Source organism: Pseudooceanicola aquaeponti (assembly GCF_050897975.1).
GTDB lineage: Bacteria > Pseudomonadota > Alphaproteobacteria > Rhodobacterales > Rhodobacteraceae > Pseudooceanicola.
The window spans coordinates 223,618-235,911 of record NZ_JBPAXY010000006.1 but is presented as its reverse complement, the minus strand read 5'-3'; the positions used below and the strand labels follow the sequence as shown (position 1 = coordinate 235,911).

The following is a 12,294-nucleotide window of genomic DNA, read 5'->3' as shown; positions in this document are numbered from 1 at the left end:
CGGGGGCCGCCGTGGGGCGCAAGCGCCCCGTTTTGCGGCAGATCGGCCCTAGTCGGCGGGGCGACGCGGCGCCCGCGCGCCCCGCGTCTCCTGGACGGGCGGGGGTGGGGCGGGATCCGGCGCGATGGCGGACGGGGGGGCATCGGGCGGGACAAAGAACCCATGCCGCCCGCGCCCCGAGTGTTTACTGGCGTAAAGGGCGGCGTCGGCATCTGCCAGCATCTGTTCCGGCTGCGGCGCGTCGTAGAAGGTGGACAGGGTGGTGCCCATGGAACAGGAGATCCGGCAACGGGCGGCGCCGAAGGGCACCGGCTGTTCCAGCCGGGCGATCAGCCGCGCCGCGATCTCTTCGATCCGCGACCGCTTGGTCAGGTTGTGAAACAGCAACACGAACTCATCCCCTCCAATCCGCGCCACGGTATCACCCGCCCGGGTCTCGTCGATCATCAGCCGCGCCACATGCTGCAACACATGGTCGCCCGCCGCATGGCCGTAGCTGTCGTTGACCTGCTTGAACCAGTCCAGATCCAGATGCATCAGGGCGAAATCCTGGCCCGTGCGGATCAGCCGGGCCAGGACGTGATCCATGGCGCGGCGGTTCTTCAGCCCGGTCAGCGTATCAGTGAAGGCCTGTTCCTCGGCCGCGATCTTGGCCCCTTGCAGGCGCTGGTTCAGGGTGCGCGAGGCCTCCATCGCCAGGGTCTTGGCCTCGATCAGGTACAGCATCTCGATGGTCAGGTCGGTGGGGGCGAAATCGCCGGAATGCAGCCGGTAGGTCTGGATCCCATCCAGGATCGAGATCCCGAAAGAAAAAGTGACCACGGCCCCCGCCCGCCCCGCCGCATCGGGCAACAGCGGCGCCAGCACCGCCTTCAACGCGGTGCGCGGCGCGTCGCGCAGCCTCAGGTGCAGCTTCAGCCCCGCCGAGGCCAAGAGCGCCGCCATGCTGTCCACCGCGCGCGGGCGCGACAGTTCGAACAGTTCAAGAAAGCGCTGGCCGACCAGCGGCGCGTCGGGGCGCAGTTTCTGCATCGTGGGCCCGGCGTGGATCACATGGCCCGTGGGGTCCAGCACCAGATGCATCGGCGCCAGAATGTCCAGCGCCGCCATCGGCATGGGCGGCAGCGGTGGCGCCGCCAGGGCCAGGGAGGGTCCCCCGGATCCCGGCGCGGGGATCATCTCGGGCCCGCTCATCCGGTGCGCGCCCCCAGATCAAAGGCCCGCCCCTCGGAAAAGGCCGCCTCGATCAGCGTCACCTCGACCGTTTCGCCCCCCGCCCGGCAGCCGCCGTGCTCCAGCATCACCAACGCGCCATAGTCATCCGCCATGGCCCGCAGGATGCCCACCAACACATGGCCGAAACCCGGCGGATGCGCGGTGCAGGTGATCTGGAACCGGGTCGCGGTCAGCTGCCGCAGCTCCATCTCGGGCAGGGCCAGGTCCGAGACCGCCAGCCGCGCCCGGTCGGGCAGTTCGTCCAGGGAATGCAGAAAATCCTCATAGCCCACGCCCGCAAAGCGCAGCAGACGGCGCAGCCCCTCGTTATGGGGATGGGACACCAGATAGGTCCCCAGATCCTCCAGCAGGGTGGCGCGGGACTTGTTCAGGCGCTCGCCCGCCGCCTCCAGCACGCGGAAGGTCAGCGCGTCCTCATAGCTCAGCATCGCCTCGAACTCGGCCACGGGCAGATCGGCGGCGGCGACCACGTCCTGCCACAGCGCGGCCCCGTAGGTGTCGCGTAGGAAGCATTGCAGCGACCTGTTGATCAATCCGTGCATCCGCACCCCGCCATCCTTTGCACCGCCAGAATGGGGCGCGAGGTTTAAGAACGGGTCAACGCCGCCCCGGGGCGCGGGCGCCGAAGCGCTGGCCCTCGGGCGGCGAAGGGCCTAGGGTCGGGGGGACTGAATAATGAGGTTTTCATGCCCACCGATACCAAACCGCCGCTTCTGGCGGTCCTGATCGACGCGGACAATATCTCGGCCAAGTTCGCCGAGGCGATGTTCGAGGAGATCACCACCCTGGGCGAGGCCAGCATCCGCCGCATCTACGGCGATTTCTCGGGCGGCGGCCCCCAGGGCTGGACCAAGGACAAGATCGCCAACCTGGCCATCGTCCCCTACCAGCAATTCGCCAATACCACCGGCAAGAACGCCAGCGACATCAGCCTGGTGATCGACGCCATGGACATCCTGCATTCGGGTCGGTTCGACGGCTTCGTGCTGATCTCGTCCGACAGCGATTTCACCCGCCTGGCCAGCCGCATCCGCGAACAGGGTCTGGACGTCTTCGGCATGGGGATGCGCAAGACCCCCGCCGCCTTCGTCAAGGCCTGCAAGCGGTTTATCTATGTCGAGAACCTGTTGCCCGACACGGGCAAAGGCGATCCGGCGAAGAAAGAGCGCGGCGCGCGCAGTGCCCCCGCCAAGGACGACGCAAAAGAGGCCCAGACCCCCGCCAGCGCCTCGGAGGCCCCCGCCGAGACCGAGGATCCGACCAAGCTGATCATCCGCGCCATGGATGCGATCAACCAGGATGACGACTGGTATCTGCTGGGCCAGATCGGCCAGTACATCACCGCCGCCAAGCCCGATTTCGACACCCGCAGCTATGGCAAACGCAAGCTGAGCGACCTGGTGAAGTCCCTGCCGCTGTTCGAGACCCGGCGTGGCGAAGGCAATCAGGTCGAGGTGCGGCGGCTGGACTGACGCCCCGTCTGCCCCCGGCCCCAGGGACCGATCAGCTCCGCCCGCCACCCGCCCCGGTTGCGGGCGAACACCCCCCGTTCCGCCCGCGTTGCATCTCGCGCGCGCGAACGCGTATCTCCGCCGATCGGGTCCCGCCGCTGCGCAGGTTTCTGCCTGCCTGCCCCCGCCCCCCTTGGCCTTCCCCCGCCCCTGACGCAGAAGCCCCTGACCCGCCGGTCACCCGGCCGGGCTCTAAGACCAAGGACCAATTCGGGGGCATATCTTGCGCTTGACGACACCGCGCCGCCTTGTGGCGCTCGTTGGCCTGCTGGCCACCACCGCCTGTACCCAGATGCCGCAGACGGAAGACATCCCGGGGATCGCCCCGCAACGCCTGTCCTTCGCCATGGAAGAGGTCGACGCCCTGAAAAGCCGGGGCGCCCGCGTCTGGTGCGTGCCCTTCGCGCGCAACCTCTCGGGCATCGAGATCCGCGGCAATGCGCGCACCTGGTGGGGCCAGGCCCAGGACAGCTATCCGGTCAGCCAGGCGCCCGAGATCGGCGCGGTGATGGTGTTCCGCGCCACGCCCTCGATGCCGCTTGGCCATGTGGCCGTGGTCTCGGCCCAGGAAGACGAGCGGCGGCTGCTGATCGACCATGCCAACTGGCACCGCAACGAGGTCTCGCTGGGCATGGCCGTCATCGACGTCTCCGAGGCGAACGACTGGTCGCGGGTGCGGGTGGAAACGGTGCCCGGCGCCTTCGGATCGGTCTATCCGGTCGAGGGATTCATCCTGCCCGACGCCTGACGACTTTCGGGCGCCCTGCGCCCGACCTGCGGCCCTCGACATCACGGGGCCTCAGAAATCGGTCGGTGCCCCGCCCTCTTCCTTGCGGCGGATCACGAAGTCTTCCAGCGCGGCGCGGTTGGCGTCGGGCATGGGCGGCGGGGTGAACTCGGCCAGGATGCGTTTCCAGGTGCCATGGGCCCGCTCGGCGGTCCAGACCTCGCCCGCCAGCTGGAAGGCCTCGAAATTGCGCCAGTCCGACAGGAAGGGCTGATAGAAGGCGGTGGTATAGCGTTCCTGGGTATGGGGAATGCCGAAGAAATGGCCGTCCTGGCGCACCTCGCGCATCGCCTCCAGCGCCAGCGATCCCTCATCCACGGCGCAGATCTCGGGTTCGAGATAGCGCTGGATCTGCTGGATCACTTCGCAATCCATGACGAATTTCTCCGGGGATGCGATCAACCCGCCCTCCAGCCAGCCCGCCGCGTGGTAGACGATATTGGCCCCCGACTGCACCGCCGACCACAGCGCGTTCGAGGTTTCCCACATGGCCTGCCCGTCGGGCACATTGGCGGCGCAAGAGCCGGAGGCGCGCATCGGCAGCCCGTAGTGGCGGCACATCTGGCCGGTCATCTGGGTGGCACGCATATATTCCGGCGTGCCAAAGGCGGGCGCACCGGACTTCATGTCGACGTTCGAGGTGAAGGTGCCGAAGGCACAGGGCGCGCCGGGGCGGATCACCTGGGCCAGCGCAATGGCCGACAGCCCCTCGGCCAGCGATTGCACCACCGCGCCCGCCATGGTCACCGGCGCCATGGCCCCCGCCAGGGTGAAGGGCGACACGATCAGCCCCTGACCCCGCCGCGCCATACGCATCCAGCCGTCCAGCATCGGATAGTCATGCTTCAGCGGCGAGGTGGAGTTGATGTTGGTATAAAGATGCGGGCGCGAGACGAAGGTCTCTTCGTCCCAGCCCCCCGCCAGGCGCACCATCTCCATCACGTCCTCGACCCGCTCGGCGCCCAGCGAATAGGCGTGGGGCACCTTGTCGGTCAGGGTCAGCTTGTCGAAAAGCACGTCCAGGTGGCGGATCGAGGGGTGGATATCGACCGGTTCCACCGGATAGCCACCGGCGAAATGGATGCAGTTGAAATACTGGGTCAGCCGCAGAAGGTTGGCGCAATGGGCGCGGGTGCCGGGGATCTTGCGGCCCAGATCCATGTCCCAATAGTTCGGCGGCGACGAGACATTGCCAAACAGGATCGCCCGCCCGCCGATCGGCAGGTCATGGGCCGGGTTGCGGGAATGCAGCGTCCATTCCGGCGGCGCCAGGGCCAGCATCTCGGTCACGAAATCGCGGCCCATGCGCACCACCTCGCCCTCGACCAGGCAGCCCGCCCCGGCCAGGATCCGGCGCGCCTCGGGGTGCAGGAAAGCCACGCCGATCTCTTCCAGCACCGTCATGGCGGCGGCGTGGACCGCTGCGACGCCCTCTTCGGTCAGCGGTTCGGTGGGGGCGTCGATGTTGATCGGGATACGCCAGGGGCTTTGCTGGATCGCATGGTCGCCCCGCCGGGCGGCGGATCCGGCCCGGCCCCCGCCCCGGCGGCCCTTGCGGGCAGAGGGGGAAGTGGCGTCGAGGCCGGTGTCGGGGCTCTGGCAGCGGTCGGTCATGGCGATCTCCCTGGGATCTGTCCCAGAGAAGCGCGGGCCTGGGCCCGGTTGCCCGCAGGAAAACGACATGGACCGTCGCTTTTGCCGCATCCACCCGCGCAGAGCACCCCTGCGGCCCGCGCCTTGCGCAGAACACGGGCAGTCGCCGCCCCGGCAGGGCGCGGTTCCGGGCGTCGATCAGAGCGGGGTCAGCGGCTCGCGTGTAGCCATTCCGGCAGATGGCTGATGTCGGGCAGGACCACATGGGCATGGGGCGCCAGCTCTTCCGCCGGGGCCAGGCCGGTCAGCACGGCGATGCAGATCATCCCCGCCGCGCGGCCCGCCAGCATATCATGGGTGCTGTCGCCCACCATGCCCACCTGGGCCGGGGGCAGACCGGTCTGCTGCGCGAAGGCCAGCAACGGCGCCGCGTCCGGCTTGGCCCCATGGCCGGAATCGAAGCCCGCCAGGAAGGGAAAGAACCCCTCGACCCCGGCGGCGCGCAGCTGGCGCCGGGCCGAGAACTCCGAATCGTTGGTCATCACCCCCAGGTGCAGCCCCAGATCGCCGCTCAGGTGCTGCATCAGCGGCGCCAGGGGCGTGGCCGGCACCAGCGGCGCCTCCGCGGCGGCCTCGGCCAGATAGGTTTCGACCTCAGTCAGGCTGCGCCCGGGCAGATGCGCCAGCAGCAGTTCCGCCGCCTCGCGGTTGGTGCCCGCGATGACCGGGCTGTCGGGGTCGAAGCCGCCGCGCGCCAGATCGAAGCGCAGCGCGCCCGCCAGCAGGGCCGCCTGGGCCGCATCGCCCCTGGCCAGATCGGCGATCACCCCTTCCGCCCAGCTGTTCCAGGTGCCGGCAAAGTCGAACAGCGTGCCGTCCTTGTCGAAGATCAAACCTCTGAGCATCCGCTGTCTTTCCCTTCTGCGCCCGGGCTCACCGGGCCCCGCATCCCGGCGCGCAAGCTGCGCCATCGGGCGCCCGGGCACAAGGGCCAGTCAGGGCCTGGGGTCAGGTTTTGCGCCCCTGTCGCCCACAGACGGCACCCGCCCTGGCTGCGCGCCCTGCCCCTGCGCCCCGGGCGCCGCCGGGGCAATGCTTGACTTTCCCTTCCCGCTCAGTCTGATGGGCCCATGGAGAGCGAGATCCCCCCCTACCGGCTGCATGACTCCCTTGGCTACTGGCTGTCGCTGACAGCGCGCCTTCAGGAACGCCGCCTGGACGAGAAACTGCGCGAGATCGGGCTGACCCGGATCACCTGGTGCCTGTTGCTGGGGGTCGCGAACGAGGGGCTGACCCAGCCCTCGGAACTGGCCGAGTTCGTCGGCATCGACCGCACCGCCACCTCGCGGGCGCTGCGCCAGCTGGAACAGGCGGGGCTGCTGTCGCGCAGTTCTGGCACCGGCGACCGCCGCACCCGGCAGATCCACCTGACCGAGGCGGGGTTCGAGGCGGTGCGCATCGGCACCCCCTTTGCCCGCGCCAATGGCGATGTCATGGCCGAACGTCTGGGCCCGGCCGAAACCGCCGAGCTGCGCCGCCTGCTGCGCAAGCTGGCCGAGGGCGAAGAGGCCCAGCTGAGCCACCTGTAACCTTTTCGTTATGACCGGATGCCCTCCGCCCCCCCGACGGGGCCTAGGCCTGCGTCCGCGCGTTCAGGTCCAATGCACCTGTTCGCCGCCCGGCAGCAGCTGCCGCGCCTGGCCGGGCAGGTCATAGGCCAGCCCCTGGGCCTGGCAGAAGGCCATGACCCAGGCGTCATCCATCAGCAGGAAATCCAGCACAGAGCCCAGGAAATGCGGGTCTTGCGCCGCCTGGCGCAGGTCTTCGGGCGCCAGACCGCTGGCCCCCATGAAGACCGGCAACAGCTCTTCATTGCCCGCCAGCCAGATCAGGCAGGCGGTGGCGATCTCTTCGGCGCGGGCGGCGGACATCGGGGCAGAGCGGGACATCGACGGGGGCATGGGCAGGGCCTGGCTGACACAAATCCGACAGAGCGGGGGCAAGGGTTTCTTAACCAATTTCACCAATTCATGGCGCAGGCAAGGCTGTTGGGGACGCAGCCCTGTCTGACCGCTCGCGCAGGGCGCCGCCCTGCCCTCTCCTGACCCCAGCACGGGATCCCGACACGAATGCCCGGACGCATCCTCATCCTCGACAACGACATGCCCCGCCGGATCACCCTGGCGGCCCGGCTGGCCGGGGCCTTCTACGACATCCGCCTGGCCGAGGGCCTGGACGAGGCCCTGGCCCAGGCGGCGGACTGGGGGCCGGGGATGGTGCTGGTGGCCGACGACCTGGCCCGCGCCCCCGCAACGGGCGTGCTGCGGCGGCTGCGCGCCACCCCGGGCCTGGCCGAGGCGGCGCTGCTGGTGGTGACCGCGCCCGGGGCGCAGACCGGGCGGTCGGATCTGCTGGTGGCCGGGGCCGATGACGTCATCGCACGCAGCGAACCGCAAGAGGTGTTCCAGGCCCGGCTGCGCAGCCACGAACGCGCCCGCGAGGTGATGGACACCCTGCGCCCCCGCGACAGCGCGCTCCAGCTGCCCGGCCTCAGCGGCCTGGCGGAGGACCGCAGCCGCTTTCGCGCCCCCACCCGGGTCAGCCTGCTGGCCCCCGACGCCGACTGCGCCCGCGCCTGGCGCATCGCCCTGGGCGGCGCCCCCGATCTGCGGGTGCATGTCAGCGACCTGAGCGCCGCCCCCGGCCCCGGCGACACCGATCCGGGCGACCCCGCGGGCCTGCTGATGCTGGGCCTTCTGCCCGGGGACGAGGCGCGGTGCCTGCGCCTGCTGGCGCGGTTAAAAAGCCAGGGCGACCAGCGCGACCGCGAGGTGCTTCTGTTCGCCCCGGGCGCCCGGCCCCGGGTACAGGTCCAGGGGTTCGAGATCGGCGCCGGGGCGGTGATGACCGGCCCCTTCGATGCCGCCGAGATCGTCGCCCGCCTGCGCCTGCTGCGCGCCCGCCTGTTGCGCCGCCGCAAGCTGCGCCGGGCCCTGAACGAGGGGATGCGCGCCTCGATCACCGACCCGCTGACCGGGCTTTACAACCGCCGCTATGCCCTGCCCCTGCTGGCGCAGATCACCCGCCGGGGCGCCGCTCTGGCAGAACCCTTTGCGGTGATGGTGGCCGATCTGGACCATTTCAAACGGGTCAACGACCGCCACGGCCATGCGGCGGGGGATCTGGCCTTGCAAACCGTGGCCGAGGTGATGCGCACCAACCTGCGCCAGGACGACGTGCTGGCGCGGATCGGCGGAGAAGAGTTTCTGGCCATCCTGCCCGGCATCGCCCCCGACGATGCCCTGGCCAGCGCCGAGCGGCTGCGCCGCCGGGTGGCCGCCAGCCCGGTGCCGCTGCCCCAGGGGGCGCCGATCCCGCTGTCGATCTCGGTCGGGCTGACCCTGGGCCGGGCCGGGCGACGCAGCCCGGAGGCCCTGCTGGCCGATGCCGACCGGGCCCTTTACGCGGCCAAGAATGCCGGGCGGGATCGGGTGATCTGCCACAGCCCCGGCTGGCCTGCGACAGATCGGGGCGAGGCGCTTGCGCCCAAACCCCTGGCCGCGACGGAAACCGGGGCCGAGAGGAAGGCGGAGGCCGACAGCCTGCCGCTCTGGTCGGCGACGGGGCGCGGCGACCGCTCCGGTTAGGCGCGGCGAGCGCTCAATCCCGGGCCGACGGCCCCATGCGGTCGTGATCGTCGCGATCATGGCCGTCGCGATTGCGGGCGTCGAACCGGGCCAGCCCCTCTTCCAGGCGATCGGCAAAAGCGCGGCGGTCCGCGGCGCTCATGCCCGCCACATGGTCCAGCAGGGCGCGCTGGCCCGCGGATTGAAAGCGCAGGCTGTCCTGCAACTGAGCCGACAGGACGCTTTCGACCTCTGCCACGTCGAAGGGCTCGGCGCGCAGGGCGCCCAGGATCCGGGCGTAGTCGTCGCGGCGCGAGCGGCGCTCGACCCCGTCGTTGCGCAGCTCGCGAAAAACGCTGCGACCGATCTCGCGCCGGTCCTGATCGGACAAAGCAAAGGTCAGCGCCCCCGCCACCCGGTCCGGGCGCGGCGGCGGCCCGTCGAAGGGCGCGCGCAGCACGAAGCCTGCCACCAGCCCCGCCACCGCCAGGTTCAGCGCCAGCGAGGTGAAGAGCAACAGCCGCAGCCCGCGCGACATCCGTGCCCGCGGCGCGGCAACGGGCGGGGACGTCTCGGGCCCCGGGCCGCCGGGGCGCGGGGTGGCCCCCTCCGGGCCCGGCCCGTTGTCTTTCGGATCGCTCATCTCGTCACCCATCGTTGTTCAGAAATTCATAGGCACTGGCGCTGTCCACCAGGAAGGGGTCGGCGCTGAGGCTGGTGCCGAAGGCGCTGTCGAACCCCGATTGCAGCGCCACCGGCGGCATCAGCCCCAGCCAGAGCCCCGCCAGGGTCACCGCCCCCAGCCCCGCCAGGGCCGGAACGCCGCCGATGGCGCGGCTGAACTGCTGCCAGAAACCGCCAAGGCCCAGGCCACCGCCGGGCATCATCGCGCCCCCCAGGCCCCCCGTCGCCCCGGCGCCCGCAGGCACCAGACCGGGGGCAAAGCCCCGCGCCGGAGCCAGGTCGCGGGCGGCGGCGCGGGCCGCTTCGGCCTCGGCCGCGCGCGCGCCCAGCAGGTGGTCGGCATCGGCCAGAATGCGCGCGCTCAGCCCGGCGGGCAGCCCGCCGGGATCGGCGGGCGGCAGGTCGGGCTCTGGCCGGGCGGCCTCGGCCCGCTGGCTGCGCGCCTCGGCGAAGAGGGCGTCGAGGGCCGCATCGGGCAGCCCGGAAAGTCTGTCGTCACGATCGGTCATGCGTCATACCCCAAATCTTCGCGCCGCTCCGCCAGAAGGCGGGCCAGCGCCCGTTTGCCCCGGGCCGTCAGGCTTTCCACGGCCTCGGTGCTGATGTCGAGGATCACGGCAATCTCAGGATTGCCCAGCCCCTCGATATGGCGCAAGACCACCGCCTGGCGCTGCCGGTCCGGCAGTTGGTTCAGCGCCTCTTGCAGCGCGTCCATCCGTGCCCGGGTCTGGATCGCCTCATCGGCGCCCATGGCCGGATCGACGGGCTCGGGAATCGAGTCCAGATCCGCCATCCCGCCGCGCCGCCGCCGCAAGCGATCGGTGCACAGGTTCGCCGTCACCCGGTACAGCCAGGTGGTGACCTTGGCCTCGCCCTGGCGCCACTCCGGCGCGATACGCCACAGGCGCAGCATCGCCTCTTGCGCGACATCCTCGGCCTCGGCCCGATCCCCCAGCATCCGCGCCGCCTGGGCCAGTACCCGGGGCGCCAGCCGCGCGGTCAGAACACGCGCCGCCGCCCCGTCGCCATTGGCGTAGAGCACCAGCAACGCGTCATCCGGTATCGCGTCTGGATCGTCGAAGGCCATGTCAGTCATACCCGCCGGGCTACCGCTTTCCCAAGTCCCTGTCCATCTTGGCGGCTTGCTGCCCCGGCCCGAAACCACTGAGGGACGCAGCACGGTTTCGGGCCGGAACACCCCGCAACCTCGGGGGGAGGTCGCGGATCCGCTTGGGCGGGCCCGGACGCGGGCCCGCCCCTTTGGGCCTTGGCCCTTACTCGGTCGGGGCCAGTTGCGGCTGGCCGAAGAAGAAGGGCATCATGCCATCCCGCTGGCCGCCGTGGTCGCGACCGAAGCCGCGCTGGCCGCCATGCTCACGGCCGTAACCGCCCTGACCCTGACCCTGGCCGCGCGGGCCATCGCCCATGCGCTTCTGGAACCGGTCCTGCGCGGCGGCGAATTCCTCTTCGCTGATCGCGCCATCCTCATCCGTGTCGAACCGGGTGAAGAAGGACCCGTCGCCCTTGGGCTGCGGGAAGACCTCGTCCTTGGTCAGCACGCCGTCGTCATCGGCATCGGCGAAGTCCAGCATCCGCTGGGCCGCCTGGTCGCGGCGCGCCGCGCGCTCGGCCTCGGCACGGGCCGCCATGAAGGCGGTGATCTCGTCCTTGGTGACCGAACCGTCGGCATCGGCGTCCATCGCGGTAAAGGCCTCGTCCAGGCGGGCCTGACCTGCGGCCATGATCTCTTCCATGGTCACCTTGCCGTCGCCGTCGGCGTCGGTCTGGGCGAAGTCGAAGATCGGGCCGCGCTGCATCATGCCACCTGCCCCGCCAGCACGGGGACCGTTGGAATGGGCCATCGCACCGGAGGCGAGGGCAGTCAGGGCAATGGCGGTAGCGGCGCCGAACAGGGTGATGCGTTTCATGTCGTTCTCTCCTCTGGCGCCCCCTCTGGGGCGCGGTGTGGGCGGGGCGCTGTGCCAGCCGCCTCATGACAGATCAAACGGTGGCGTCCGGAGTTTCCGTCGCCGGGGGGCAAAGTTTTTTTCGCCTGCGGCGCGGCGCCGCCCTGTCAGCGGGGCGCAAAGGCGTTAGGATGCAGGCCGGAGAGAGAGCGGCGCCCGGGCCACCGGGCCGCCCGCGAGGGAGGAGAACGCGCGCATGAGCGATGCACGTCGGCAGAGATGACTCTGCCACCGATCATTTGCGACATCGGGACGCAAGCGCGCCCAGAGCCTTCCCAGGCGCGGCCCCATCCCCCATGTTTGCGCCAACACCCGTGACAAAGACCGGCGCGTACCCCGCGCCCGAGGACCGACAGATGCAGAAGACGCCAGACCAGCCCGAAACCGGGCTTGCCCCCTTGGCCGCCGAACCCCAGGCCGCCCCCATCCCGGCGGAAACCACCGCGGCAGAGCCCCCCGCCGCCGCCAGCCGCGCCACGGCGCAGCCCGAGCGCCCGCTGAAACCGGCGCTGCGGCGCGGCTGGCGGCGGCGCTGCCCCAATTGCGGCTCGGGCCCGTTGCTGAAGGGCTATCTGAAGGTGCGCGACCATTGCCCGGTCTGCCAGGAAACCTACAGCCATCACCGCGCCGATGACGGCCCGGCCTATATCACCATCCTGATTGTCGGCCACCTGTCGGCGCCGCTGATGGGATCGGTCTGGATGGCCTGGCAGCCCGAGCCGCTGGTGATGTTCACCGGTTTCGCTATTGGCACCGTGGCCCTGTCTCTTTACCTTCTGCCAAGGCTCAAGGGCGCGATGGTCGCCTTCCAATGGGCCCGCTACATGCACGGGTTCGGCAAGCGCGGGGGCTAACCCGCCCCGCCGCACACTCCGTGCCGATCGGGGAGG

At 70.4% G+C, this 12,294-nt stretch carries 14 protein-coding genes; 5 read left to right on the top strand and 9 right to left on the bottom strand.

From position 1 onward, the window contains the following. Nucleotides 1–48: 48 nt before the first annotated feature. Nucleotides 49–1,116: a GGDEF domain-containing protein gene (locus ACRARE_RS16060; protein ID WP_432657685.1), complete on the bottom strand. Its 1,068-nt coding sequence runs from the start codon at nucleotides 1,114–1,116 to the stop codon at nucleotides 49–51. A 74-nt stretch (nucleotides 1,117–1,190) separates the two neighbouring features. After that, a complete protein-coding gene (locus ACRARE_RS16055; RefSeq protein ID WP_432657469.1) occupies nucleotides 1,191–1,778 on the bottom strand; it encodes a heme NO-binding domain-containing protein in 588 nt (195 codons plus the stop codon). A gap of 144 nt (nucleotides 1,779–1,922) precedes the next feature. Here ACRARE_RS16055 and ACRARE_RS16050 point away from each other — a divergent pair, with 144 nt between their 5' ends. Beyond that, nucleotides 1,923–2,708: an NYN domain-containing protein gene (locus ACRARE_RS16050; RefSeq protein WP_432657468.1), complete on the top strand. Its 786-nt coding sequence runs from the start codon at nucleotides 1,923–1,925 to the stop codon at nucleotides 2,706–2,708. A gap of 262 nt (nucleotides 2,709–2,970) precedes the next feature. Continuing rightward, entirely contained in the window at nucleotides 2,971–3,495 is a 525-nt protein-coding gene (locus tag ACRARE_RS16045; RefSeq protein ID WP_432657467.1) for a CHAP domain-containing protein, read from the top strand. Between the two features lie 51 nt (nucleotides 3,496–3,546). On the opposite strand, the gene ACRARE_RS16040 is transcribed toward ACRARE_RS16045, so the two are convergent. After that, nucleotides 3,547–5,148 (bottom strand): trimethylamine methyltransferase family protein, encoded by a 1,602-nt coding sequence (locus ACRARE_RS16040; RefSeq protein ID WP_432657466.1) that lies wholly within the window; start codon nucleotides 5,146–5,148, stop codon nucleotides 3,547–3,549. 188 nt (nucleotides 5,149–5,336) lie between these two features. Further along, the gene (locus ACRARE_RS16035; RefSeq protein ID WP_432657465.1) at nucleotides 5,337–6,032 is read right to left on the bottom strand and encodes an HAD family hydrolase; all 696 of its coding nucleotides are present in this window, start codon (nucleotides 6,030–6,032) and stop codon (nucleotides 5,337–5,339) included. A 225-nt stretch (nucleotides 6,033–6,257) separates the two neighbouring features. On the opposite strand from ACRARE_RS16035, the gene ACRARE_RS16030 reads away from it, so the two are divergent. After that, nucleotides 6,258–6,716 carry a MarR family winged helix-turn-helix transcriptional regulator gene (locus ACRARE_RS16030; RefSeq protein ID WP_432657464.1) on the top strand — a complete coding sequence of 153 codons (459 nt, stop codon included), beginning with the start codon at nucleotides 6,258–6,260 and terminating at the stop codon, nucleotides 6,714–6,716. A 63-nt stretch (nucleotides 6,717–6,779) separates the two neighbouring features. Here the strand turns inward: ACRARE_RS16030 and ACRARE_RS16025 are convergent, their stop codons facing one another. After that, complete coding sequence (locus ACRARE_RS16025) at nucleotides 6,780–7,076, bottom strand: DUF3572 domain-containing protein (protein WP_432657463.1); 297 nt, start codon at nucleotides 7,074–7,076, stop codon at nucleotides 6,780–6,782. Between the two features lie 180 nt (nucleotides 7,077–7,256). Here ACRARE_RS16025 and ACRARE_RS16020 point away from each other — a divergent pair, with 180 nt between their 5' ends. After that, nucleotides 7,257–8,774 carry a GGDEF domain-containing response regulator gene (locus ACRARE_RS16020; RefSeq protein WP_432657462.1) on the top strand — a complete coding sequence of 506 codons (1,518 nt, stop codon included), beginning with the start codon at nucleotides 7,257–7,259 and terminating at the stop codon, nucleotides 8,772–8,774. Nucleotides 8,775–8,787: 13 nt separating this feature from the next. Here the strand turns inward: ACRARE_RS16020 and ACRARE_RS16015 are convergent, their stop codons facing one another. From ACRARE_RS16015 to ACRARE_RS16000, 4 genes are all read right to left on the bottom strand, one after another. Then, nucleotides 8,788–9,396, bottom strand: a complete 609-nt coding sequence (locus tag ACRARE_RS16015) for a periplasmic heavy metal sensor (RefSeq protein ID WP_432657461.1) — start codon at nucleotides 9,394–9,396, stop codon at nucleotides 8,788–8,790. Nucleotides 9,397–9,400: 4 nt separating this feature from the next. Beyond that, the gene (locus ACRARE_RS16010) at nucleotides 9,401–9,946 is read right to left on the bottom strand and encodes a hypothetical protein (RefSeq protein ID WP_432657460.1); all 546 of its coding nucleotides are present in this window, start codon (nucleotides 9,944–9,946) and stop codon (nucleotides 9,401–9,403) included. Beyond that, a complete protein-coding gene (locus ACRARE_RS16005; RefSeq protein ID WP_432657459.1) occupies nucleotides 9,943–10,533 on the bottom strand; it encodes an RNA polymerase sigma factor in 591 nt (196 codons plus the stop codon). The genes ACRARE_RS16010 and ACRARE_RS16005 overlap by 4 nt, the downstream gene beginning before the upstream one ends. 178 nt (nucleotides 10,534–10,711) lie before the next feature. Then, nucleotides 10,712–11,365, bottom strand: a complete 654-nt coding sequence (locus ACRARE_RS16000; RefSeq protein ID WP_432657458.1) for an EF-hand domain-containing protein — start codon at nucleotides 11,363–11,365, stop codon at nucleotides 10,712–10,714. A 395-nt stretch (nucleotides 11,366–11,760) separates the two neighbouring features. Between ACRARE_RS16000 and ACRARE_RS15995 the strand changes: the two genes are divergently transcribed. Then, the gene (locus tag ACRARE_RS15995) at nucleotides 11,761–12,258 is read left to right on the top strand and encodes a DUF983 domain-containing protein (RefSeq protein ID WP_432657457.1); all 498 of its coding nucleotides are present in this window, start codon (nucleotides 11,761–11,763) and stop codon (nucleotides 12,256–12,258) included. Nucleotides 12,259–12,294: the final 36 nt, after the last annotated feature.